Source organism: Pantoea sp. SGAir0175 (genome assembly GCF_043547855.1).
This window is the reverse complement of sequence record NZ_CP028081.1, coordinates 2300497-2323322: the sequence shown is the minus strand read 5'-3', so window position 1 is coordinate 2323322 and position 22826 is coordinate 2300497. Positions and strand designations below refer to the sequence as shown.

The 22826-nt window shown below is 59.5% G+C and carries 25 protein-coding genes; 11 read left to right on the top strand and 14 right to left on the bottom strand.

The genetic code is table 11. From position 1 onward, the window contains the following. Positions 1–218 precede the first annotated feature (218 nt). The 4 genes from C1N56_RS10720 (at position 219) to C1N56_RS10705 (ending at position 2613) form a co-directional block, all read left to right on the top strand. Entirely contained in the window at positions 219–458 is a 240-nt protein-coding gene (locus C1N56_RS10720; RefSeq protein WP_394516644.1) for a DUF1289 domain-containing protein, read from the top strand. A gap of 65 nt (positions 459–523) precedes the next feature. Next, positions 524–1420 (top strand): aldo/keto reductase, encoded by an 897-nt coding sequence (locus C1N56_RS10715; RefSeq protein WP_021506210.1) that lies wholly within the window; start codon positions 524–526, stop codon positions 1418–1420. 81 nt (positions 1421–1501) lie between these two features. Beyond that, positions 1502–2020 (top strand): superoxide dismutase family protein, encoded by a 519-nt coding sequence (gene sodC / locus C1N56_RS10710; protein WP_021506209.1) that lies wholly within the window; start codon positions 1502–1504, stop codon positions 2018–2020. A 125-nt stretch (positions 2021–2145) separates the two neighbouring features. Further along, a complete protein-coding gene (locus C1N56_RS10705; protein ID WP_021506208.1) occupies positions 2146–2613 on the top strand; it encodes a hypothetical protein in 468 nt (155 codons plus the stop codon). Here C1N56_RS10705 and C1N56_RS10700 read toward each other — a convergent pair whose 3' ends face one another. From C1N56_RS10700 to C1N56_RS10690, 3 genes are read right to left on the bottom strand one after another with little or no spacing between them, the layout of a single operon-like run. Next, on the bottom strand, positions 2614–4614 hold the full coding sequence (locus tag C1N56_RS10700; protein ID WP_394516643.1) for an FUSC family protein: 2001 nt from the start codon (positions 4612–4614) through the stop codon (positions 2614–2616). Positions 4615–4621: 7 nt separating this feature from the next. After that, on the bottom strand, positions 4622–5479 hold the full coding sequence (locus C1N56_RS10695; protein ID WP_394516642.1) for an efflux RND transporter periplasmic adaptor subunit: 858 nt from the start codon (positions 5477–5479) through the stop codon (positions 4622–4624). A 6-nt stretch (positions 5480–5485) separates the two neighbouring features. After that, entirely contained in the window at positions 5486–5722 is a 237-nt protein-coding gene (locus C1N56_RS10690) for a DUF1656 domain-containing protein (RefSeq protein ID WP_021506205.1), read from the bottom strand. Between the two features lie 150 nt (positions 5723–5872). Between C1N56_RS10690 and slyA the strand changes: the two genes are divergently transcribed. Beyond that, complete coding sequence (gene slyA, locus C1N56_RS10685; protein WP_010618966.1) at positions 5873–6310, top strand: transcriptional regulator SlyA; 438 nt, start codon at positions 5873–5875, stop codon at positions 6308–6310. A 41-nt stretch (positions 6311–6351) separates the two neighbouring features. Here the strand turns inward: slyA and slyB are convergent, their stop codons facing one another. Further along, a complete protein-coding gene (slyB, locus tag C1N56_RS10680; protein ID WP_021506204.1) occupies positions 6352–6819 on the bottom strand; it encodes an outer membrane lipoprotein SlyB in 468 nt (155 codons plus the stop codon). A gap of 285 nt (positions 6820–7104) precedes the next feature. On the opposite strand from slyB, the gene anmK reads away from it, so the two are divergent. The 5 genes from anmK (at position 7105) to pdxY (ending at position 11570) form a co-directional block, all read left to right on the top strand. Beyond that, positions 7105–8226, top strand: a complete 1122-nt coding sequence (gene anmK / locus C1N56_RS10675; protein WP_058780636.1) for an anhydro-N-acetylmuramic acid kinase — start codon at positions 7105–7107, stop codon at positions 8224–8226. Between the two features lie 9 nt (positions 8227–8235). Beyond that, positions 8236–8565, top strand: a complete 330-nt coding sequence (locus C1N56_RS10670; RefSeq protein ID WP_241797856.1) for an MliC family protein — start codon at positions 8236–8238, stop codon at positions 8563–8565. Between the two features lie 20 nt (positions 8566–8585). Next, positions 8586–9242 (top strand): pyridoxamine 5'-phosphate oxidase, encoded by a 657-nt coding sequence (pdxH, locus tag C1N56_RS10665; protein ID WP_021506201.1) that lies wholly within the window; start codon positions 8586–8588, stop codon positions 9240–9242. A gap of 139 nt (positions 9243–9381) precedes the next feature. Beyond that, the gene (gene tyrS, locus C1N56_RS10660; protein WP_058780635.1) at positions 9382–10656 is read left to right on the top strand and encodes a tyrosine--tRNA ligase; all 1275 of its coding nucleotides are present in this window, start codon (positions 9382–9384) and stop codon (positions 10654–10656) included. Between the two features lie 53 nt (positions 10657–10709). Beyond that, positions 10710–11570 carry a pyridoxal kinase PdxY gene (gene pdxY / locus C1N56_RS10655; RefSeq protein WP_058776274.1) on the top strand — a complete coding sequence of 287 codons (861 nt, stop codon included), beginning with the start codon at positions 10710–10712 and terminating at the stop codon, positions 11568–11570. A gap of 43 nt (positions 11571–11613) precedes the next feature. On the opposite strand, the gene gstA is transcribed toward pdxY, so the two are convergent. The 3 genes from gstA to dtpA all read right to left on the bottom strand — a co-directional run bounded on the left by gstA (position 11614) and on the right by dtpA (position 14829). Beyond that, the gene (gene gstA, locus C1N56_RS10650) at positions 11614–12219 is read right to left on the bottom strand and encodes a glutathione transferase GstA (protein WP_031279159.1); all 606 of its coding nucleotides are present in this window, start codon (positions 12217–12219) and stop codon (positions 11614–11616) included. Positions 12220–12292: 73 nt separating this feature from the next. Next, positions 12293–13201 (bottom strand): LysR family transcriptional regulator, encoded by a 909-nt coding sequence (locus C1N56_RS10645; protein WP_058776276.1) that lies wholly within the window; start codon positions 13199–13201, stop codon positions 12293–12295. Positions 13202–13323: 122 nt separating this feature from the next. Beyond that, positions 13324–14829: a dipeptide/tripeptide permease DtpA gene (gene dtpA / locus C1N56_RS10640; protein ID WP_058757699.1), complete on the bottom strand. Its 1506-nt coding sequence runs from the start codon at positions 14827–14829 to the stop codon at positions 13324–13326. A 664-nt stretch (positions 14830–15493) separates the two neighbouring features. Here dtpA and C1N56_RS10635 point away from each other — a divergent pair. Then, complete coding sequence (locus C1N56_RS10635; RefSeq protein WP_394516641.1) at positions 15494–16180, top strand: CTP synthase C-terminal region-related (seleno)protein; 687 nt, start codon at positions 15494–15496, stop codon at positions 16178–16180. Between the two features lie 52 nt (positions 16181–16232). Here the strand turns inward: C1N56_RS10635 and nth are convergent, their stop codons facing one another. From nth to rsxA, 7 genes are read right to left on the bottom strand one after another with little or no spacing between them, the layout of a single operon-like run. After that, on the bottom strand, positions 16233–16865 hold the full coding sequence (gene nth / locus C1N56_RS10630) for an endonuclease III (protein WP_058769714.1): 633 nt from the start codon (positions 16863–16865) through the stop codon (positions 16233–16235). Next, entirely contained in the window at positions 16862–17563 is a 702-nt protein-coding gene (locus tag C1N56_RS10625; RefSeq protein ID WP_058769715.1) for an electron transport complex subunit E, read from the bottom strand. Before C1N56_RS10625 ends, nth begins: the two co-directional genes overlap by 4 nt. Continuing rightward, a complete protein-coding gene (gene rsxG, locus C1N56_RS10620; protein ID WP_031279157.1) occupies positions 17560–18192 on the bottom strand; it encodes an electron transport complex subunit RsxG in 633 nt (210 codons plus the stop codon). Before rsxG ends, C1N56_RS10625 begins: the two co-directional genes overlap by 4 nt. 2 nt (positions 18193–18194) lie before the next feature. Then, positions 18195–19253 carry an electron transport complex subunit RsxD gene (gene rsxD / locus C1N56_RS10615; protein WP_394516640.1) on the bottom strand — a complete coding sequence of 353 codons (1059 nt, stop codon included), beginning with the start codon at positions 19251–19253 and terminating at the stop codon, positions 18195–18197. After that, positions 19254–21551 (bottom strand): electron transport complex subunit RsxC, encoded by a 2298-nt coding sequence (gene rsxC / locus C1N56_RS10610; protein ID WP_394516639.1) that lies wholly within the window; start codon positions 21549–21551, stop codon positions 19254–19256. It lies immediately after the preceding gene. After that, on the bottom strand, positions 21544–22122 hold the full coding sequence (rsxB, locus tag C1N56_RS10605) for an electron transport complex subunit RsxB (RefSeq protein ID WP_021506189.1): 579 nt from the start codon (positions 22120–22122) through the stop codon (positions 21544–21546). Before rsxB ends, rsxC begins: the two co-directional genes overlap by 8 nt. 1 nt (position 22123) lies before the next feature. After that, positions 22124–22705, bottom strand: a complete 582-nt coding sequence (rsxA, locus tag C1N56_RS10600) for an electron transport complex subunit RsxA (RefSeq protein WP_010618951.1) — start codon at positions 22703–22705, stop codon at positions 22124–22126. Between the last annotated feature and the right edge of the window lie 121 nt (positions 22706–22826).

The window sequence follows — 22826 nt, the reverse complement described above, 5'->3', positions numbered from 1 at the left end:
AGACTCATCGGAATAACGGAATATGACAATCGTATGAATTGAAGATGAGGAAAACCTTAACCGCGTCTCCTTACCTGATTGATTCCCTGACTATTGCCACGGTGTCGGAAGCTGGCGTGGTTGTCGCTGTGTACAGTACCAGTAATAACGGTTTATGCCTTGCACTATGTCACTAAGCTGTTATCAATAAGAGTGGATAGGTTCATTGCGGAGGTGATGTGGCTGAGCAATTAGAGTTTTTTCCGGTTCCGAGCCCCTGTCGCGGTATCTGCCAGAGCGATGCGCGCGGCTATTGCCGTGGCTGTATGCGCAGCCGGGAGGAGCGTTTCAACTGGATGAAATTCAGCGATGCGCAAAAACGCGAGGTGCTGCGCCTGTGTCGTCAGCGCCTGTTGCGCCTGCAGCGTCAGCAAAAAGTGGATGAAAATCCTGATCCACAGCAACCGGAGCTGTTTTAAGAAAACGCGACCTGCGCATTTGGTTATACTCGCGCTTTCGCTATTGCGCAGAAGGGAGTTTAACCATGTTACAACCGCACGCTATTGCCCCACAGGGACCCGCTTTTTCGCCGCTGATTGCCGGTTACTGGCGGCTGATGGAGTGGGGTATGACGCCGCAGCAGCTGGTGCAGTTTATTGAGCATCATCTGGCGCTGGGCATCACCACCGTTGACCACGCCGACATCTATGGCGACTATCGCTGTGAAGCCGCGTTCGGCGAAGCGCTGCGCCTGGCACCGCAGCTGCGCCAGCAGTTGCAAATCGTCACCAAGTGCGGCATTGCCACCCGCGCGAAACCCGAGCATAAAATCGGTCACTACATCACCGAAGCCAGCCACATCCTGCACAGTGCGGAAAATTCGCTGCGCCACTTTGCCACCGATTATCTCGATCTGCTGTTGATTCACCGTCCGGATCCGTTAATGGATGCGGATGAAATCGCCGACGCCTTCCTGCAGCTGCATCAGAGTGGCAAGGTGCGTTATTTTGGCGTGTCCAACTTTACCGCTGCGCAGTTCACGCTGCTGCAATCCCGTCTGCCGTTTAGCCTGGTCACCAATCAGCTGGAAATCTCACCGCTGGAGCAGTCGGCGCTGCTCGACGGCACGCTCGACCAGTGCCAGCAGACGCGTATGCGCCCGATGGCGTGGTCGTGCCTCGGTGGCGGCCGCCTGTTTAACGATCCGCACTACCAGCCGCTGCGCGATGAGCTGGAACAGGTGCGTCAGGAGATCGGTGCCAGCAATATCGAGCAGGTGGTCTATGCCTGGGTAATGAAGCTGCCCAGTCGTCCGCTGCCGATTATCGGTTCCGGTAAAACTGCGCGCGTCAGCGACGCGGTGAAAGCCTGTGAACTGACGCTGGATCGCCAGCAGTGGTTCCGCATTCGCAAGGCGGCACTCGGCTACGATGTGCCCTGAAGCGTAAATCTGCGTCAAACTACGGCAGCCTGGGCAAAAGCGGTCCAGGCTTAGAGGGAATCTGAACCGTAAGGAGACGTTATGAAAAAAACCATTATGGCCGTGCTGACGCTGGTGTGTGCTGCCGGTGCACACGCGGCGTCAGAAGACGTGACGCTGCATCAGGTGACGGCGCAGGGTATCGGTGAGTCGATCGGTAAGGTGACCATCAGCGAAACCCCGTATGGCCTGCAGTTCGCGCCGGCGCTGAGCGGGCTGAAACCCGGCATTCACGGCTTCCACGTCCACGCCAAAGGCAGCTGTGAGCCCGGCGAATCCGCCGGCAAAACCGTGGCGGCCGGCGCGGCGGGCGGTCACCTCGATCCGCACAACAGCGGCAAGCACCTCGGTCCGTACGCTGACGGTCACCTCGGCGATTTGCCCGCGCTGTATGTCACCGACGACGGCAAAGCCAGCTATCCCGTGGTGGCGCCTCGTCTGAAATCGCTAAGCGAGATCAAAGGCAAAGCGTTGATGGTGCACGTCGGCGGCGATAATCATGCTGACCATCCGCAACCGCTTGGCGGTGGCGGGGCACGTCTGGCCTGCGGCGTGATCTGAGTACCGGGCGGCGACGGGCCTGACCCGCCGCCGCGCAGAAAAATTCTGACCCATTTTCCTGCTACTCAGCAGCAACATTCCATCCTATGATGTTGATTCAGGAACGGAACCGCTCAGGGGCAGGCATGAAAACGCGTGGGATTTTGCTGTTGTGTTTAGCGCTGGTGGGCTGCGATCGCCCGAATGATACCCAGCTGCGACTGGAGGCCAGCCGTCAGCTGCAGCGAGATATAGATACCAATCCGCTGCGCGCCAGTTGTGAAAATATTGCCCGCGGCCGCGAATGGCTGACGCAGCATACCCTGCAGCGGCTGCAAGCCAAAGGCTGTCAGAACGTCCTGCGCAGCGCCACCGAAACCAATTTCACCCATACCGAAATCCGCCGTCACAGCATCACCGTGGTGTGTGGCGGCATTCAGGGCACCAGTTTTACCGGCAGCACGCTGGCACGGCGCTTTATCTACTCGTCGGACGAGAAAGCGCTGGTGATCGAACCGATGTCCGAGCAGGATAAAACCCGCTTTGAAGGGCAGAAGACCCTGCAGCAGCTGCACGATGACTTTGATCGGCAGTTTACCCAGTACTGTGAATGATCAATCCGGCACCGCCTGACGCAGCTGCGCCAGCGAACAGCGCAGGCGCCACAACATACCCGCCAGGGTATTCGCGTCGCTCTCCGGCTGCCCCTGAAGCTGATCTATGGCCTGCTGCAGCGTATCCAGCGCGGTCTGCAGCGAGTCGTGACGCACACCGCGCAAACTCATAATGCGCTGCAAGTCCTGCAGACTGCTGTCGCGCAGCTGCGCCAGCGCCGGTGAGCGGGGTTGCCAGGCGCGCAGCTGCCAGACAATGTGCGAACAGTTCAGCAGCACCACGCCCCAGCGCAGCAGCCACAGGCGCGCCTGCTCATCACGGCTGTGGCTCAGCTGGCTGATGTGATGATAAATCTGCGATTCAAACCGGCTTTCACTCAGGCGCGGCTGGCGACGTAGCTGATCGAGAAAAGCGTGGCGCAGCGCCCGGATATGGCGTCGGCTGCGGCGCGCATCAGAACCCGGCTGTAACACCTGAAACGCCAGCCACGCCAGCAGGACGCCACACACTTTTGCCAGGTTATCGTTAAGGAAGCTCTGGAAATCCCAGTCTGGCGGATTACTTACCGCGATAAACGATCCCATAAACACAATAAACTGGCCCCAGAGCGCGGCGCGTTTCTTCTGCTGCAGCTTAAACAGTTGCAGCGTCAGCAGCAGCGGGAACAGCAGCAGCAAAAACTGCCACAGCGCGCTGATTTGTACCATCAGACCAAACTGCAGCACAAAGCTGAACAGCGACAGCCACAGCAGCGTTTTCAGCAGCAGCGACACGCTGCCGCCGGGCGAAGGCGATGACGAGTAGAGCACGCAGGCAATAGCGGTAAGCGTCAGCGCGGCGGCGCCAGCGTCCCACTGGGTCCCGATCCAGAACGCGCAGCCCAGCATGATCACGCTAAACGTGCGCAGCGCACTCCAGCCAGCTTCGGCACTGTCGCTGGCACGTGCCAGTGCCGGCGCGTACGGCGGCTGGAAACGGGTGTCAGCGTCGGCGCGCTCAATCAGGCGAATCCAGCGCTCCACATTCAGCCACACCCAGCAGAAGTAGCGCAGCCGCTGGACAAAAGCACGCTGGCGGAAATCACCGTGCACGTCCGGCGTGATGCTGCGCAGAATCTGCGCCAGACGGTATTTATCACACTGCGGCTGCGCCAGTTCGTGCAGCAGCTGTTGCATTGCGCTGTACAGCACCGGCGGCGCGTCGGGCCAGTTAAGCAGCATGCGCCGCAGGCTGGAGAGCACGCTGGTCAGGCGCAGCTGCTGATGCAACACGTAGTTAAGCACGTTATTTTGCCGGCGGAAGCGATAGTGGCTCCAGAAGGCCTGAATGCGCAGCAAATTCATGGTAAGGATCTGGCTGATCACCGTTTCGTGGGCGGTGCGCACATTTTCCGTGCTGCTCTGCTGCAACAGCAGCACCGCGTGGTCAAGCAGGCGGGTGTGCATCTGGCGCAGCGATAGCATCAGTGCGCTGCCGTCCGAGGTGCTGGGCAGGATCATCATCATCAGCCCGGCGCAGAGAATCCCGACGATCACTTCGCACACGCGCGCCTGGGTGATGTCCCACAGCTGGCTGACGTCGCTAACGTTAACGCTGCTGAAGGCGATAATCGCGGCGGTGTAACCGGCCAGTGAAAAGGCGTAGGCCACATTGTTTTGAAAATGGCTGGCGACCCAGGTGCAGAGCGCCAGCCAGCCGGCCATGAAAAAGGCAAACAGCCACGGTTCGTTGAGCGTATGACCGGCAATCAGCAGCGCGGCGCTGGCACCGAGCAGGCTGCCGACGATGCGGCCCAGGCTTTTGCTGATGGCGCCGCCGACGGTGGGGAAACTCACCACCGCGGCGGACGTCATGGCCCAGTAAGGCTGATCCAGCTGCAGCGCATACGCCAGGGTGAGCGCCAGACACATCGCGATTGCATTACGTAACGCATAGCGCCACTCGCCGCCGGTTGCCTTTATCCACGGCAGATTGTGCCAGGCCAGCCACTGCAGATTCATGCCGGCCTCAGTGCGCGACAGAGATGGTGCAGGTGGTACCGGCCACCAGCGGCACATTATCCGGTACCGCGTTTAGCCGGATACGCACCGGGACGCGCTGCGCCAGCCTGACCCAGGGCACGTTGGGTTTGATATCGGGCACCAGACCGCCGTCGCTGGCGATGCTTTGATCGTAAATGGCACGCCCGATGCTCTCCACCTGGCCCTGCAGTCGTGCGCCGTTGCTATACAGCACGATTTGCGCCGCCGCGCCGGGCCGGATATGGCGCAGTTTGGTCTCTTCGAAATAGCCCATCACATAGTAAGAGTGGCTGTCGACCAGCGCGAACAGCGGCTTACCGGCGGTCGCGTAATTGCCGGCACGCAGCGTCAGGTTACTGACCCAGCCGTCGGTCGGTGCCGTCACTGTGGTTTGCTGCAGGTTCCAGCGCGCCTGATCGAGCATCGCCTGTGCGGCTTTCGCTGTGGCGGCCGCCGCATTCGCGTTGAGGCGCGCCGCGTCCATATCTTCAGCGGAGATCACGTTACGCGGCAGGCTGGCACGGCGATCCGCCTCATGCTGCGCTTTGGCGAGGTCGGCCTGCGCCTTCGCCAGCTGGGCCTGCGCATTGGCCAGCGCAATCTGCCACGGCACCGGATCCAGCGTCAGCAGCACCTCGCCTTTATGCACGAACTGATTGTCGCGCACGGCCAGCGTGCTGATACGGCCGGAGACCTCGGGCGTCACGTCCACCAGTTCAGCGCGCACTTTGCCATCGCGCGTCCACGGGGCCTGCATGTAGTAGTTCCACATCCACCAGCCTGCGAGCAGCGCCAGGGTAAACACCACAAGGGTAGAAAAGTACTTAAAGGGGTTGAATTTCATGGTGATTTATCCGAGGCTCAGTATCCACAGTGCGCCGCTCACGCACAGAACAAACAGTGAGAGATCCATTAAGGTGGGGTGCCAGACATCGCCGGAGTAGATCCAGCCGCGCAGCAGCGGATGAATCAGCAGCCAGAAAAAGAAGCCCAGCAGCACCGCTTTGAACAGCGGCGGGAAGAACAGTGAGGCACCGAATACCAGATCGGTCAGCGGCGCCGTCGCGGTGAGCGCAAAGATTGACACGTGGCATCATCCTTTTTACCCGGGCACGGTTAAATCAAGTGTAGACAGCGGGCGTGCCGTCTGGCCCGGGATTTGTAATTTGTCCTGTAAACTCGCAGAATAGTGTAAAATCTGGCTTGATAGCTAGCAAGCTAATTATAAGGAGATGAAATGGATACGCCGCTTGGAACAGATCTGTCTCGCCTGGTGCGCATCTGGCGCGCGTTGATCGACCAGCGTCTGAAGCCGCTTGAGTTGACACAAACCCACTGGGTGACGTTGCACAATATTCATCAACTCCCGCCAGAGCAGTCGCAGATTCAGCTGGCGAAAGCCATCGGTATTGAGCAGCCGTCGCTGGTGCGTACGCTGGATCAGCTGGAAGAGAAGGGGCTCATCACCCGCGCCACCTGCGCTAACGATCGCCGCGCCAAGCGCATCAAGCTGACCCGTCAGGCTGAGCCGATCATTGAGCAGGTCGAAAACGTGATCGACGCGACGCGTGACGACATCCTCTCCGGCATCAGTCTCGAAGAGATCAATCAGATGGTGACGCTGATTGCCCGGCTGGAAAAAAACATTCTCGAGTTGCAGAACCGCGAGAAATAAAAAAACCGACGCACTGGCGTCGGTTTTTTTTATCTGTGCGCTTAGCGCGGAGAGACGGTGACCTGGCTGCCGTTGGAGGCCATCACTACGCGCTGGCCGACCGAGTAACGGCTGGCGGACTGCTTCTGCACCACCATAATGGTATTGCCGTCATCCTTACGGATCTCCAGCTCTACACCGTCAGATTTGTTGAGCGCACCCTGCACGCCCTGACCGGCTACGCCGCCCAGTACCGCACCGCCGGCCGTTGCCAGACTGCGCCCCGCGCCGCCGCCGATGGTGTTACCGAGGAAACCACCCAGCACCGCACCGCCAATGGCACCGATCACATTACTGTCATCGCCGCCCTGAATTTTTACCGGACGCACGGATACCAGCGTACCGTATGAGACGCTTTGAACCTGCTTGGCTTCGCTGGCGCTGTAAACATCGCCGGAAAGGGTATCGTTATTAACACAGCCAGCCAGCGTGATACCCGCCAGGGCTACGGCTACGAAACGCTTAATCATGAGAAAGCTCCTTAATGCAAAAAAACGCCATATTCTCGTCCTGTACTGCAACAGTATAAGTCAGAAAATGGTCAATTGACGCGATGTCCGAACAATATGCGGCTGGGCCGAAGCATAGACCACCGCCCATCAACAAAAATTCAATTGCCGGATGAAAATAGTTTGCTGCCGGAATGCGTGTCGCAGCGCAGTTGAAAAGCGGAAATTTATCATAGAATTAGCCCCGGTAATTTGCCAGGCTAAACACAGATGCATTGCAGGCCCGCAAACGGGTAAGGAAGCGCTATGAAATCAGGACGCTATATCGGCGTGATGTCCGGCACCAGCCTGGACGGCGTAGACGTCGTGCTGGCCGCGATCGACCAGCATATGGTGGCGCAACAGGCCAGCTACTGCCATCCCATCCCGCTGGCGCTGCGTCAGCAGGTGCTGGAAATTTGTCAGGGACAGACGCTGACGCTGTCGCAGCTCGGTCAGCTTGATACCCGGCTCGGCCAGCTGTTTGCGGAAGCCGTACTGACGCTGATGCAGCAGCAGGCGCTGGAGGCCAGCGATATCATGGCGATTGGCTGCCACGGCCAGACGGTGTGGCACGAGCCGCAGTCGGCGGCACCAAATACGCTGCAAATTGGCGACAATAACCAGATCGCTGCCGCGACCGGCGTCACGGTGGTGGGCGATTTTCGCCGCCGCGACATGGCGCTGGGCGGCCAGGGCGCACCGCTGGTACCGGCTTTTCACCAGGCGTTGCTGATGGACAGCGTTGAACGGCGCATGGTGCTGAATATTGGCGGCATCGCCAATCTGTCGCTGCTGATCCCCGGTCAGCCGGTGCGCGGCTTTGATACCGGGCCAGGCAATATGCTGATCGATGCGTGGATCTGGCGCCACAAAGGCCTGCCGTTTGATAAAGATGCCGGCTGGGCGCGCAGTGGCCAGGTCGTGCCCGCGCTGCTGGAGCAGATGCTCGGCGATCCGTGGTTTGCGCTGCCGCCACCCAAAAGCACCGGTCGGGAATACTTCAACCTGGGCTGGGTGGAACAGCAGCTGCAGCGCTTCCCGGCGCTGGCCCCGCAGGATGTGCAGGCAACGCTGTGCGAGCTGACCGCGCTGACCATCGCCCATCAGGTACAGCTCAACGATGGCTGCGATCGTCTGCTGGTGTGCGGCGGCGGCAGTCGCAATCCGCTGCTGATGGCGCGGCTGGCCGCGCATCTGTCTGGCACCGAGGTGGGCACCACCGATCAGGCCGGTATCAGCGGTGATGATATGGAGGCGCTGGCCTTTGCCTGGCTGGCGTTCCGCACCCTGTCCGGGCTGCCGGGCAATCTGCCGGCGGTAACCGGCGCGCGCGAAATGAGCGTGCTGGGTGCCATCTATCCCGCCAATCCCCACGCAATACGTTAAGGAGCAAACATGAAAAAGATGATCGTGCTGGCCGGCACCCTGACCTTACTCAGCGGCTGTAGTATCTGGCATAAACCCGCACCCGCGCCAGAGACGTTACATTACCAGTGTGGCACGCTGCCGCTGACGGTCACTCTGGACAACGCGAAGCAGCAGGTGAGCTTTATTCTGGACGGCAAACCGCTCACGCTGACCCAGACGGTGTCTGCCTCCGGCGCGCGTTACAGCGATGGCACCTACGTTTTCTGGTCAAAAGGCAATGGCGCCTTTGTTGAACGCAACGATAAAATCGTGATTAATGATTGTGAACTGCAGAACGCGGATGCCTCCGCACAGTAAGAGAGAACCGGGATACCAGCATGAGCGACAGTGACAGCTTGCAACACATTGCCCACCTGCGGCGGGAGTACACGCGCGGCGGGCTGCGGCGCAAAGATTTGCCAGATACTCCTCTGGCGCTGTTTGAGCAGTGGCTGCAGCAGGCGTGCGCCGCGCAGCTACCCGATCCCACCGCCATGACGGTGGCGACGGTGGACAGCAGCGGCCAGCCCTATCAGCGCATCGTCCTGCTTAAACACTACGATGAGCAGGGCATGGTGTTTTACACCAACCTCGGCAGCCGTAAAGCGCTGCAGCTGGCGGACAATCCGCGCATTTCCCTGCATTTCCCCTGGCACTTCCTTGAGCGTCAGGTGATGGTGCTGGGCGAAGTGGAGAAACTGTCGCCGCTGGAAGTGCTGAAGTACTTCCACAGCCGTCCGCGAGACAGCCAGATTGGCGCCTGGGTATCGAAACAGTCGAGCCGGATTTCCGCGCGCGGCGTGCTCGAAGGCAAGTTCCTTGAGCTGAAGCAGAAGTTTCAGCAGGGGGAAGTGCCGCTGCCGAGTTTCTGGGGCGGATTCCGCGTCAGATTCCACACCATGGAGTTCTGGCAGGGCGGCGAACATCGCCTGCATGACCGCTTCCTTTATCAGCGTGATGGCAGCGGCTGGACAATCGACCGTTTAGCACCGTAAAACTGCGTTTTATCCCCTTTCAGCGCTGGCGCACGGCTCGTCAGCGCTTTATGCTATAGCCCTCATTTTTTTCGTATCCGCACGTCAGCGGACAGCTGTGTACCAGCATAGGTGCAGTCTGATCAATTTGGAGTCAGTGATGACCAGCAGTAACCTGATACAACAATTGCAAGAGAGAGGCTTAGTAGCCCAGGTAACGGACGAGGAAGCGTTAGCAGAGCGGCTGGCGCAAGGGCCAATTGCACTCTATTGCGGCTTTGATCCCACCGCTGATAGCTTGCACTTGGGCCATCTGGTGCCGCTGCTGTGCCTGAAACGTTTCCAGGATGCCGGCCACAAGCCGGTGGCCCTGGTCGGCGGTGCCACCGGCCTGATCGGCGATCCCAGCTTTAAAGCGGCCGAACGTAAACTCAACACCACGGAAACCGTTAACGAGTGGGTAGAGAAGATCCGCAAACAGGTTGCGCCTTTCCTCGATTTTGACTGCGGCGACAACAGCGCCATCGCGGCCAACAACTATGACTGGTTTGGCGGCATGAATGTGCTGACCTTCCTGCGCGATATCGGTAAGCACTTCTCGGTCAACCAGATGATCAACCGTGAAGCGGTGAAAATGCGCCTGAACCGTGAAGATCAGGGCATCTCCTACACCGAGTTTTCCTACAACCTGCTGCAGGGTTACGACTTTGCCGAACTGAACAAGCGCTACGACGTGGTGCTGCAGATTGGCGGCTCCGACCAGTGGGGTAACATCACCTCCGGCATCGATCTGACGCGTCGTCTGCATCAGCAGCAGGCGTGGGGACTGACTGTGCCGCTGATCACCAAATCGGACGGCACCAAATTTGGTAAAACCGAAGGTGGCGCGGTATGGCTGGATGCGAAGAAAACCAGTCCGTACAAGTTCTACCAGTTCTGGATCAACACCGCCGACGCGGACGTCTATCGCTTCCTGAAGTTCTTCACCTTCATGAGCATTGAGGAGATCAATGCGCTGGAAGAAGAAGACAAAAACAGTGGCAAAGCGCCGCGCGCGCAGTATGTGCTGGCAGAGCAGGTGACGCGTCTGGTGCACGGCGAAAGCGGTCTGAGCGCGGCGAAGCGCATCACCGACAGCCTGTTCTCCGGCAGCCTGAGCGACATGACCGAAGCGGACTTTGAGCAGCTGGCACAGGATGGCATGCCGACCATTAGCCTGAATGCGGACGACGATCTGCAACAGGCGCTGGTGGCGGCGGAACTGGTGCCGTCACGCGGCCAGGCGCGCACCATGATTGGCTCCAACGCGGTGTCTGTCAACGGTGAGAAACAGTCTGATGCCGAGTATCGTTTCAGCGACAGCGACAAACTGTTTGGTCGTTACACGCTGCTGCGTCGCGGCAAAAAACACTACTGCCTGATTAGCTGGCAGTAAGGTGCAAGGGCCGGTCTCCGGCCCTTTTTTATGGCAAGCAGTACAGGGCAATAATGAAAAATATCCTCGCAATCCAGTCTCACGTGGTTTATGGCCACGCCGGTAACAGCGCGGCCGAATTCCCGATGCGACGCATGGGCGCCAACGTCTGGCCGTTAAACACCGTGCAGTTTTCCAATCACACCCAGTATGGTCACTGGACCGGCACCGTGATGCCCGCCACCCATCTGACCGATATCGTCAGCGGGATCGCCGCCATCGATCGTCTGAAAACCTGCGATGCGGTGCTGAGCGGCTATCTCGGCTCGGCGGAGCAGGGCGAACAGATCCTGGAAATCGTGCGTATGGTGAAGGCGGCGAATCCTGACGCCTGGTATTTCTGTGACCCGGTGATGGGCCATCCGGAAAAAGGCTGCATCGTTGCGCCCGGCGTGGCGGAGTTTCATTGCAAGCAGGCGATGCCGGCAAGCGATCTTATCGCGCCGAACCTGCTGGAGCTGGAGATGCTCAGTGGCCAGACGGTCGCAAACGTGGAGCAGGCGGTGGTAGCCGCTCGCGCATTGATTGCGCAGGGGCCGCGCGTGGTGCTGGTGAAACATCTGGCGCGCGCCGGACGCCGTAGCGATCGCTTTGAAATGCTGCTGGTCACCGCCGATCAGTGCTGGCACATCAGCCGTCCGCTGGTGGATTTTGGTGTGCGTCAGCCGGTGGGGGTTGGCGATCTGACCAGTGGCCTGCTGCTGGTTGACCTGCTGCACGGCAAATCGCTGCAGGATGCGCTGGAACATGTCACGGCGGCAGTATATGAAGTGATGCTGAAAACCCACGAGATGGGCGAGTATGAACTGCAACTGGTGGCGGCGCAGGATGCGATTGCGCAACCCACGCAGCACTTTGCGGCAGAACAGCTATAATCGCTGCTAATCAACAGGCCGGCCAGCACGCCGGCCTGTGGCGTCAGACCAGACCTTCAGCCTTCAGTGCGGCCTGAACCGCCGGCCGCGCGGCCACCCGCGCAAACCATGCCTCCAGCGCGCTCAAACCTTCCAGATTCAGTTTGATGGCTTTTGCCCAGCGCGTAACCACAAACAGATAGACATCGGCGACGGTGAAGCGTAACCCCATCAGCCACTGTTTATCCTGCAGCGCGTCGTTAACGCGCTGAAATTTCTGCTCCAGCTGTGCACGCACTATAGCTTTGTACTCTTCCGGCGTATCCGGACGGAACAGCGGGGAAAAGGTTTTGTGCAATTCGCTGCTGATGTAGCTCAGCCACTCCAGCGTGTGGTAGCGCGTCAGGCTGCCGGTCGGTGCCAGCAGGTTGCGATCCGGCTTGAGATCCGCCAGATACTGCACAATCGCCACGCCTTCCGTCAGTATGCTGCCGTCATCAAACTGCAGCGCGGGAACCTGTCCTTTGGGGTTTATCTGCCAGTAATCTTCTCCGCGCTCGGTGACTTTCTTCTGCAGATCGACATTGACCTGCGTAAAATCCAGCCCGCATTCGCGCGCAACGATATGCGGCGAGAGCGAACAGGCACCGGGCTTACAATAGAGTTTCATCATGGCCTCTCCTGATGAGTTGTTGTGATGTCAGCAGCATAAAACTGCCAGAAATTTTTACCAGTGACAGCGATCAGGAATTGCGGGCGGGCGCGGGAAATTCAGCGGCCGCCTGCAGTCGCGGCGGCAGTGCCGTGAGCGCGAAATCCCAGAAACAGCGTACCTTGGGCGCCATGTTTTTCACCCGCTGCGCCACCAGATGCACCGGCAGCGGTGCCGGCTCCCACTCGCTCAGCAGGCGGATCAGCGTGCCAGCCTGCAGTTCATCTATCACCTGATAAGACAACAGACGGCCAATGCCCTGGCCACTGCGCAATGCATCCAGCTGGCTGGCGATATCATTGACGCGCAGGCGTGGGGTGATGCGCACACGCAGGTCGTGCGCGAAGCGCCACTCACGGGTATGGCGCACGCCTGCCACCAGCGCATGCATGCTGAGCTCAGCCGGATGGGCTGGGATTCCGGCCTGGCGAAGGTAGTCCGGGCTGGCGACCAGCATCGAGCGTACGCTGCCGACGTTGCGCGCCACCATCGACGAATCCTGCAGCTCGCCAATGCGCACCGCAATATCCAGCCCGTTTTCAATCAGGTCCTGATAGCTGTCGCTAAGAATCAGTTCGATTTGCATTTCCGGATGCTGTTGCAGAAAGGCATTGACCAGCGGCATCACGTGGCGACGGCCACACATCACCGGGGCGGTGATGCGCAGCAGGCCGTGCAGTCCGCTGTGGTGGGCGCTGTCGAGCGCGCTCTGGTAATCGTTAAGCAAGCGCTGCGCCTGCTCAAACAGCTGCCAGCCGCTCTCGGTTGGAGCCAGCTGGCGCGTGGTGCGTTCAATCAGGGTGGTGCCAAAACGTGCTTCCAGCGCATTCAGCGTGCGGGTAATGACCGGCGGCGAACGCTGCAATACGCGCGCCGCGCCAGCCAGGCTGCCCTGCTGAATCACCGCAACAAACACCTGCAGCTCGTCAAATCTGTCCATGAGCCATTCCCGATCTCAGCCGTGCAAGGCGAGCATAAAAAGCGTGTTGCTTAAACTACAGCGGAAAGCGGGGGTTGTGAAGGGGGATAAAAAAAGCCGGGCTTAGCCCGGCTCAGAAACGATTACTGGTTAGCGCTGGCGCGCTTCAGTTCTGCCTGCGCGTCATCCTGCGTCATGCGGTTGAGCAGCGGGGCGGTAATCAGCATCAGCAGGGCGATTACGCCAGTGGCGATACCAATCTGCTGGAACACCTGGCTATACACGGCCAGTGAGGCGTGAGGATCGGTGACGTTTTCCGGCACCGCCATCAGGTTCGCTACCTTACCGGCAATCATCGCGGCGCCAGCGGTGGTGAGGAACCAGGAGCCCATAATAAAGCCCATCAGACGCTGCGGCACCAGCTGCGCCACCATCGCCAGGCCGAGACCAGAGATCATCAGCTCACCGATACTTTGCAGCGCATAGCTCAGAATCAGCCAGTTCACCGAAACGATACCTGCCTGGTTCGCGAATTTCGCGCCAAACGGCAGCACCAGGAACGCTGCAGAGCACAGCACCATGCCAATGGCAAACTTGTGCGGCATCGGCAGCTTATCGCCAAGCTTGTTATAGACTGCCGCCAGAATCGGGCTGGCCACCATGATCCAGAATGGATTGAGCGCCTGGAACTGTTCCGGCTCAAAGGTAATACCGAGAATCGCGTGCTCGACGTTACGGATGGCGAAGAAGTTCAGCGAGGTTGGCATCTGCATATACAGCACGAAGAACACAATAGCTTCGACCATCAGCAGGAATGCAACGATCATTTTGCGGCGTGCCGCACCGTGCAGCGCAAAGGCTTCTTTGGCAAACACCAGCACGATACCGATCGCGATCACGCCCAGCGTCATGCGGGCAATGCTCTGATGATGCAGCAGCCAGGTGGCCAGCGCGATCAGCGCAACCACGCCGACAAGGGTCATCAGCAGCTTACCGACCTGCAGCGGCGCAAAGTCTGGTTTGGAGCCATAATTCTTCACCAGACGCTGGCAGAACAGGAAGTTCAGCAGGGTGATCACCAGGCCCACCACCGACAGCGAAAACGCCGCGCCCCAGCCATATTTGGCCGCCAGCCACGGAGTCAGCATCATGGAGAACAGCGAACCGATGTTGATCGACATGTAGAACATGGTGAAGGCACCGTCGATGCGCGGATCGTCTTTCTCGTAGCAGGTCGACAGCAGTGAAGAAGGGTTAGCCTTGAACAGCCCGCTACCCACGGCGATGGTCGCCATGCCCACATACACCATGGTGGTGTCATGACCGGAGAAGGCAATCATCGCATAGCCCAGCGCCAGCACAATGACGCCGAGAATAATCACGCGTTTGGTGCCGAGCACTTTGTCGCCCAGCCAGCCGCCAATGGCAACCAGGCCGTAAACCAGTGCGCTGAACGAGGTGAACAGGGTGATGGAGTCCGCTTCGGACATCCCCAGCTGTTTCACCAGATAGACCGCCATGATGGCTTGCAGACCGTAGTAGCCAAAACGCTCCCACAGTTCGATGGAGAAGATCAAATAGAACGCTTTCGGCTGACGGAAGGCGTTAAGGCTTACCGCCTCATCAGTGTGTTTGTTTGCAGTTGACACGTATACCTCAGTTTATACATCGCCTGTTTTACAACAGGAATTAAGTCTGCGTCGGGCTGGGTAATCCCGCGCAACATTGTTATTAGAAAGGAAAAACGGCGCCTAATTTGGCTGAATCAGGCCAACAGGGCAAGCATTTTCTGCACGCTGAAATACTTGTTACAGGCAGGGTTATAACCAGGATAATAACTTGTAAATCAGTGTTAAATATCACTGCGTGACATTATAGCAGGATAATTGTTCTTGTTGCAGATCGGTTGATGGATTTTCCTGAGATAAACTGCTTTTCCTGCTCCGGGCAGGACATAATATTATCCAGCCCATTAAGCTGGATGATTCCCCTGATTTTTGCCGAAGAAGTAAGCGCAATTGTCTGATTGTTGAGCACAATACGCAGCTGACGGTTCGCCGCAGGCTAATTTGTTGATCCTGCGCACAAAATTATCAATTAATTAGAAATGTAAAAAAAGAAAACGATTGCCGCTCTCCCGTTTGCCGACAATTTCACCACTTAATCGCGGCTTTCATTGTATAAGCTCTGCAACGCCCCCGGCGGCAGCGACCTGTTGCGCCAGGCAGGGGGAGGATGGATAGCCGATCGCCAGCCCTTCGACAGCCTGAAGAAATTGCTGTAACCTCGTTTTTTCCCTGCAAGGAACTCATCATGAAGCAGTCCGTTCGTGTCGCTCTCGTGGGCGATTACCGTGCCAGTGCCGTCGCGCATCAGGCCATTCCTCCTGCCATTCAGCTTGCCGCCGCCACACTCTCCCTTGACGTAACCGCCGATTGGATCGCCACGCCGGAAATCGATCTGCCGCGTCTGCACGACTATGATGCCGTCTGGGTAGTGCCTGGCAGTCCCTTCCTGAATGATGCCGGCGTGTTCGACGTCATTCGCTGGGCGCGCGAAAGCGGTAAACCCTTTTTAGGCTCGTGCGCCGGCTTTCAGTATGCGGTAGTGGAGTATGCGCGCAACGTGCTGGGCTGGGAGGATGCTGGCCATGCCGAGACCGACCCTGACGCGCGCTGGGTGATTGCGCCGCTGGCCTGCTCGCTGGTGGAACAGCGCGGTGAGGTGACGTTTGAGCCGGGTTCGCGTATTGCTCAGGCCTACGGCGCGCTGCAGAGTAACGAAGGCTATCACTGCAACTTTGGCGTTAACGCTGAGTTCAGCGAGGCGCTGGCCACGCGCAATCTGCGCATTACCTCATGGGATTTGCAGGGGGATGTGCGCGGGGTAGAGCTGACCGATCATCCGTTCTTTGTCGCCACGCTGTTCCAGTCTGAACGTGCTGCGCTTCAGAACCGGCTGTCGCCGCTGGTGGTGGCGTGGCTGCAGGCGGCGCGATAACGATTATTGCTGAGAGTACGGCGCGCGATGTCGCGCCGTTGTTAGCCCGCAGTCAGTCGGTCTTTTCCGCAAATTCACACAAATCTTCAATCAGGCAGGAGCCGCAGCGCGGTTTACGCGCCACGCAGGTGTAGCGACCGTGCAGAATCAGCCAGTGATGGCAGTCAACCTTAAAGTCGGCCGGCACCACCTTGAGCAGCTTCTGCTCCACTTCCTCAACGTTTTTACCCGGCGCAAAGCGGGTGCGATTGCTGACGCGGAAAATGTGGGTATCCACGGCAATGGTGGGCCAGCCAAAGGCGGTATTGAGCACCACGTTGGCGGTTTTACGCCCGACGCCGGGCAGGGCTTCCAGTGCCGCGCGGTCTTCCGGCACCACACCGCCGTGCTGCTCCAGCAGAATGCGGCAGGTTTTGATGACGTTTTCCGCTTTGCTGTTAAACAGGCCAATGGTCTTGATGTACTCTTTAACGCCTTCCACGCCGAGCGCCAGCATTGCCGCTGGCGTATTGGCCACCGGATAGAGTCGGGCGGTGGCTTTGTTGACGCTGACATCGGTTGCCTGTGCCGACAGCAGCACAGCGATCAGCAGCTCAAACGGTGAGCTGAAATTCAGTTCGGTGGTCGGATGGGGATTGGCGTCACGCAGCCGCGTGAGGATCTGCAGGCGTTTATCCTTATTCACACAGCCTTCCCGGTTTCGCCCTGCGGCGCGGCAGCAGCAGCCTCCAGCTGACGTGCGGCGCGCTGCTTCATTTTCTGATCGATCAGGTATTTGCCGGCCAGCAGCATACCGAGGCCGATAAACGCACCCGGCGGCAGCATCGCCAGCAGCATCGGTGAATCAAAATGCACCACTTCAATGCGCAGCGCTTTAGCCCATGGCCCCAGCAGCTGGTCAGCGCCGTTGAACAGCGTGCCGTTACCAATCAGTTCACGAATCGAACCCAGCGTCACCATTGCGCAGGTAGCGCCCATGCCGATGGCAAAGCCATCCAGCGCGGAGAGGGGAATGCTGCTTTTCGATGCCACCGCTTCCGCACGTCCCACCACAATGCAGTTGGTGACGATCAGCGGGATAAAGATGCCCAGCGACTGATACAGGCCATAGGCATAGGCGTTGATCAGCATCTGCACGCAGCTCACCACCGAGGCGATGATCATCACGTAGATCGGAATACGAATTTCACCCGGCACCCAGCGGCGCGAAGCGGAAATCGCACTGTTGGTGATGGTCAGTACCAGCGTGGTTGCCAGTCCAAGGCCCAGTGCGTTAGTGGCGGTTGAGGTCACCGCCAGCAGCGGACAGAGCCCCAGCAGCTGCACCAGCGCCGAGTTATTCTTCCACAGTCCGCCAATCAGTAAATTTTTCGCTTCACTCATGGTGCATCTCCACATTCAGGCAGCGAAGCGAGCTTCGCTGGCAGCGTTTCAATCAGCAGCGCCGTGCGTTTGGTGGCGTTGACCACCGCGCGCGGCGTGATGGTCGCGCCGGTAAACTGGTCAAATTCGCCACCGTCTTTTTTCACCGCAAAGGCTTTATCGTCGGCACCGTGCACCACTTTGCCGTTAAAACTGTTGATCCAGTCGGAAATTCGCAGCTCAATTTTATCACCCAGACCCGGCGTCTCATGATGTTCAATTACGCGTACGCCCAGCACTTTGCCATGGAAATCAGCGCCGACCAGCATCTGTATTGCGCCAGAATAGCCGTCGGGGGCAGTGGTCTCAAGTGCGGCGGCCACCGGTTGATCTCCTTTGCGCGCCACATACAGATGATGCGGTTTGTCGTTGCCGAGCGCGCGGGCATCGGTCACCAGCAGACACTCCTGCTGAATATTGTTGTCGTACAAATCGGTGGGCACCACCTGGTCGAGCAGGTTTTTCTGCTGCAGCGCGGTCTGGTGATCGACCGTCGGTTTGGTGACATAGTTGACCACCGCCGTCACGCCGGTGGTGATCACGGCAAACATGCCCAGCGTGAACGCGTTTTTACGAATGGTTTCGATCATCATCAATCCCTGCGATGTCCATACACGCGCGGCTGCGTGTAGTAGTCAATCAGCGGCACGCAGATGTTAGCGAGCAGCACCGCGAAGGCGACGCCATCCGGATAGCCACCGAAGCTGCGAATCAGCCACACCAGCAGGCCAATCAGCGCACCGTAAATCAGCCGGCCACGGTTGGTGGTGGACGCGGTGACCGGATCGGTGGCAATAAAGAACGCACCGAGCATGGTCGCCCCGGAGAACAGATGCACCAGCGGCGAGTTCAGCGACTGCGGCGCGAACAGCCAGCCGAGCGTGGCGCACAGCGCCAGCGACAGCAGGAAGCTGAACGGGATATGCCAGCGGATGGCGTTCTTCGCCAGCAGCAGCATGCCGCCGAGCAGATAGCCGAGATTGACCCACTGCCAGCCGAGGCCGGCCAGTACGCCGCCATAAATCGGCTGGGCCAGCAGCTGTTCGGCGCTGTGCCCGGCGCGCAGGCCGGTTTTAAAGGTATCCAGCGGCGTAGCCTGGCTCACGCCATCCACACCCAGCTGCAACTGCTGCATGGTGTCACCGGCCAGCGTGTGGCCGGTAAAAATCATACTGAGTGAGTCCATCAGGCCAGGTTTAATCGCCTGCAGTACGTCCGGCGGCAGCCAGCTGGTCATCTGCACCGGGAAGGAGATCAGCAGTACCACATAACCGACCATGGCCGGATTGAACGGGTTCTGGCCGAGGCCGCCGTACAGTTGCTTGGCGATAACCACGGCAAATACGGTACCGAGCACCACCAGCCACCACGGCGCCAGCGGCGGCAGGCTGATGCCCAGCAGCAGCGCCGTCAGCAGGGCAGAGTTATCTGCCAGCGTCGGCACTACCGGCGCGTGACGCAGGCGCAGAATCACGCCCTCGGTGATCCATGCGGTAGCGATTGCCAGCAGCACCTGAATCAGGAAACCGATGCCAAAGAAATACCATTGTGCCGCCATACCGGGCAGCGCGGCCAGCACCACCAGCAGCATGATGTTGCCGGTGCTGCGGCGGTTATGGGTATAAGGCGAACTTGCAATACGAAAAGCCATTTAGTCCTCAGTCGTCGAAGGCTGCTGCTGCGCTTTACGCGCTTTGGCACGGGCGACCGCTGCGGCAATCGCCGCTTTGCGTGGGTCGGCGGAGTCAGGAGAGGCAGCAGCCTCCACTTCAGGGGATGCGGCGGGCGCGTCGGCTGTCTGCTGCGCTGCGGCCGCGGCTTTCTTCGCTTTGGCACGGGCGATAGCGGCTTCGACTGCGGCTTTGCGCGGATCGACCTCAGCTGCGGGTGTTTCCGCTGCTGGCTCAGCATCAGCCGGCGTCTGCGCGGCCGCGGCTTTCTTCGCTTTGGCACGCGCAATAGCCGCCTCGACTGCGGCTTTGCGCGGATCGACCTCAGCCGCTGGCGTTTCCGCTGCCGGCTCAGCATCAGCCGGCGTCTGCGCGGCCGCAGCTTTCTTCGCTTTGGCACGCGCAATAGCCGCTTCGACTGCGGCTTTGCGCGGATCGACCTCAGCCGCTGGCGTTTCCGCTGCCGGCTCAGCGTCGGCCGGCGTCTGCGCCGCCGCCGCTTTCTTCGCTTTGGCGCGCGCAATAGCCGCCTCGACCGCCGCTTTGCGCGGATCGCTTTCTGCGGTCGTGGTGTCAGCGGCTGGCCGTGCCGGCGCGGCCACTTTTTTCGCTTTAGCACGCGCAATGGCGGCTTCCACGGCGGCCTTGCGCGGGTCAATGGCCTGGCGGCTTAGCGGTTCGGTTTCAGCCTGCTTCTCGGCCTGCTGCGCCAGCGCCTGCGCATGGCGCGCTTCGCGTTCGGCCGCTTCCTGTTCCGGCGTTTTCGCCTGACGCGCTTTCACGCGCCCGGTTGCCGCTTCCAGCTCGGCTTTATCGCTGCGCGCAACCCGCTGTTTGGCCTGCTCGTGGCGCGCTTCCCGCGCCAGTTTTTCCCGCTCAAGGCGTGCCTGACGCGCTTCAAACCGTGCTTTGGCTTCGGCGGTGCGTTTGGCCTCCAGATCGATGGCGCGCAGTTCGGCTTTTTCCTGACGGTAATACTGCACCAGCGGAATATTGCTGGGACAGACATACGCACAGGCACCGCACTCAATGCAGTCATCAATGTGATGGGCGCGCGCTTTGTCATGATCGCCACCCTGACTGTACCAGTACAGCTGCTGCGGCAGCAGTTTTGCCGGGCAGGCGTCAGCGCAGGCGCTGCAGCGGATGCAGGACTGTTCTTCCTGTGGTTGCCCCATCTCGCTGGCCGACGGTGCCAGAATACAGTTGGTGATCTTCACCACCGGCACGTTGAGGGACGGCAGGGTAAAGCCCATCAGCGGCCCGCCCATGATCACCATCTGGCGCGCACCCGGCGTGAAACCGACCTGTTGCAACAGATGGCTTACCGGGGTACCAAGACGGCCCCAGACATTACGCGGCCGGGCAATGGCCTCGCCGGTCAGCGTCACCACGCGTTCCGTAATCGGTTCGCCATCGACAATGGCGCGCTTCACCGCCCAGGCGGTGCCGACGTTCTGCATCAGCACGCCAATGTCGGTGGAGCGTCCGCCGTGCGGCACTTCCCGCCCGGTGAGAATTTTGGTCAGCTGTTTGGCGCCGCCGGAAGGGTACTTGGTTGGGATCACCCGCAGCTGCAGCTCGCGGTCACCGGCCAGCGCCTGTTTCAGCGCGGCAATCGCCTCCGGCTTATTGTCTTCAATGCCAATCAGCACGCGCTCCGCCTGCAGCACCCAGGCGAGGATGCGGCAGCCCTCCAGCACTTCCGCCGCACAATCCTGCATCAGGCGATCGTCCGCCGTGATGTAAGGTTCGCACTCGGCGGCGTTGATGATCAGCGTGTTGACGCCGCGCAGTCCGCCGCGCAGTTTGGTGGCGGTCGGGAAGCCCGCGCCGCCGAGGCCTGCAATACCGGCATCGTGGATGCGTTTCACCACCGCATCCCGGCCCAGCGCGCGATAGTCAGGCTGCGGATCGAGCGGCATCCAGCGATCTTCGCCATCGGCGCGCAGGAAAACGCACAGCTCGGACAGGCCGGAAGGGTGCGCCGTCATGTGTGGCGCGATGGCTTCAATGGTGCCGGAAGTGGGCGCGTGCACCGGCAGCATCCGGCCGCTGCCAAAGGTCAGCGGCTGGCCGCGCAGCACCTTATCGCCCGGCGCGACACAGATTTCGCCTTCGTGGCCGATATGCTGTTTCAACGGAATAATGAACTGTTCAGGCAACGGGAGCTGGCTGAGCGGCGTGCCGCTGGACTGGGTTTTCATTTCCGGCGGGTGAATGCCACCTTCGAAATCCCACAGCTTCTCTTTGCGCAGCAGCGATAACAGATTAAGCATGATGTTCTACCGGGATCACCCGTACAGGTATGGTGTCGAGATCCCACTTCCAGTTGGCCGTGGTGGTGGCAACCGGGCGCATCTCAATACAGTCGGTGGGACAGGGCGCGACGCACAGGTCGCAGCCGGTGCAGACATCGCTCAGCACGGTGTGCATGGCGCGCGTCGCACCGACGATGGCGTCAACCGGACAGGCCTGAATACATTTGGTGCAGCCAATGCAGTTGGCTTCGTCAATCCACGCCACGGTGCGAACCGGCGTCAGCACCTCCGCGCCGCCGTCCAGCGGCTGCGGTTCAACGTTGAGCAGTTCGGCCAGCTTCAGCATGGTCTGTTCGCCGCCCGGCGCACATTTATTAATGGCTTCACCGTTATTGCCCACCGCATCGGCGTACGGACGGCAGCCGGGATAGCCACACTGGCCGCACTGGCTCTGCGGCAGAATCGCATCGATCTGCTCAACAATCGGGTCTTCTTCTACTTCAAAGCGGCGCGAGGCGTAGCCCAGCAGGGCACCAAACACCAGTGCCAGCGCCGCCAGAACAGCAATAGCAATCCAAATCGCGGTCATATCAGAATTTCACCAGACCGGTAAAGCCCATGAACGCCAGCGCCATCAGGCCAGCGGTGATCAGGGCAATGGAGTTTCCTTTGAACGGTGCCGGCACGTTGGCCAGCACCAGACGTTCACGCATGCCAGCGAACAGCACCATCACCAGCGAAAAGCCGAGTGACGCACTGAAGCCGTACAGCGCCGCCTGCAGGAACGTGTGGTTGAGGTTGACGCTCAGCAGCGGCACGCCCAGCACCGCGCAGTTGGTGGTGATCAGCGGCAAAAAGATACCGAGCAGGCGATACAGCGACGGGCTGGTTTTACGCACCACCATTTCGGTGAACTGCACTACTACCGCAATCACCAGGATATAGGCCATGGTACGCAGGTACACCAGATCGAGCGGCAGCAGAATCAGGTGATTCACCAGCCAGGCGCAAATCGACGCCAGCGTAATGACGAACGTGGTGGCAAGTCCCATGCCAATGGCCGTTTCCAGTTTTTTTGACACGCCCATAAAAGGGCAAAGGCCGAGGAATTTGACCAACACGAAGTTGTTCACCAGCACTGTGCCAATAAAGAGCAGTAAGTAATCGGTCATTTTTTAACCTGGGAAGCCGAAAGGCGTTTATTATCCGGAATTGAGAGGTGCATCTCAACCTTTGCGCGATTCGTGCGCTGGCTGAGAGCACTCAGAATTAAATTCCTGACGAAAAGAGCGT

Excerpts from the sequence above, each read along its gene's own strand:
- C1N56_RS10715 (WP_021506210.1), top strand. The coding sequence starts at position 524 with ATGTTACAACCGCACGCTATTGCCCCACAGGGACCCGCTTTTTCGCCG.
- sodC (WP_021506209.1), top strand. The coding sequence starts at position 1,502 with ATGAAAAAAACCATTATGGCCGTGCTGACGCTGGTGTGTGCTGCCGGT.
- C1N56_RS10705 (WP_021506208.1), top strand. The coding sequence starts at position 2,146 with ATGAAAACGCGTGGGATTTTGCTGTTGTGTTTAGCGCTGGTGGGCTGC.
- C1N56_RS10700 (WP_394516643.1), bottom strand. The coding sequence starts at position 4,614 with ATGAATCTGCAGTGGCTGGCCTGGCACAATCTGCCGTGGATAAAGGCA.
- C1N56_RS10695 (WP_394516642.1), bottom strand. The coding sequence starts at position 5,479 with ATGAAATTCAACCCCTTTAAGTACTTTTCTACCCTTGTGGTGTTTACC.
- slyA (WP_010618966.1), top strand. The coding sequence starts at position 5,873 with ATGGATACGCCGCTTGGAACAGATCTGTCTCGCCTGGTGCGCATCTGG.
- slyB (WP_021506204.1), bottom strand. The coding sequence starts at position 6,819 with ATGATTAAGCGTTTCGTAGCCGTAGCCCTGGCGGGTATCACGCTGGCT.
- anmK (WP_058780636.1), top strand. The coding sequence starts at position 7,105 with ATGAAATCAGGACGCTATATCGGCGTGATGTCCGGCACCAGCCTGGAC.
- C1N56_RS10670 (WP_241797856.1), top strand. The coding sequence starts at position 8,236 with ATGAAAAAGATGATCGTGCTGGCCGGCACCCTGACCTTACTCAGCGGC.
- pdxH (WP_021506201.1), top strand. The coding sequence starts at position 8,586 with ATGAGCGACAGTGACAGCTTGCAACACATTGCCCACCTGCGGCGGGAG.
- tyrS (WP_058780635.1), top strand. The coding sequence starts at position 9,382 with ATGACCAGCAGTAACCTGATACAACAATTGCAAGAGAGAGGCTTAGTA.
- pdxY (WP_058776274.1), top strand. The coding sequence starts at position 10,710 with ATGAAAAATATCCTCGCAATCCAGTCTCACGTGGTTTATGGCCACGCC.
- gstA (WP_031279159.1), bottom strand. The coding sequence starts at position 12,219 with ATGAAACTCTATTGTAAGCCCGGTGCCTGTTCGCTCTCGCCGCATATC.
- C1N56_RS10645 (WP_058776276.1), bottom strand. The coding sequence starts at position 13,201 with ATGGACAGATTTGACGAGCTGCAGGTGTTTGTTGCGGTGATTCAGCAG.
- C1N56_RS10635 (WP_394516641.1), top strand. The coding sequence starts at position 15,494 with ATGAAGCAGTCCGTTCGTGTCGCTCTCGTGGGCGATTACCGTGCCAGT.
- C1N56_RS10625 (WP_058769715.1), bottom strand. The coding sequence starts at position 17,563 with ATGAGTGAAGCGAAAAATTTACTGATTGGCGGACTGTGGAAGAATAAC.
- rsxG (WP_031279157.1), bottom strand. The coding sequence starts at position 18,192 with ATGATCGAAACCATTCGTAAAAACGCGTTCACGCTGGGCATGTTTGCC.
- rsxD (WP_394516640.1), bottom strand. The coding sequence starts at position 19,253 with ATGGCTTTTCGTATTGCAAGTTCGCCTTATACCCATAACCGCCGCAGC.
- rsxC (WP_394516639.1), bottom strand. The coding sequence starts at position 21,551 with ATGCTTAATCTGTTATCGCTGCTGCGCAAAGAGAAGCTGTGGGATTTC.
- rsxB (WP_021506189.1), bottom strand. The coding sequence starts at position 22,122 with ATGACCGCGATTTGGATTGCTATTGCTGTTCTGGCGGCGCTGGCACTG.
- rsxA (WP_010618951.1), bottom strand. The coding sequence starts at position 22,705 with ATGACCGATTACTTACTGCTCTTTATTGGCACAGTGCTGGTGAACAAC.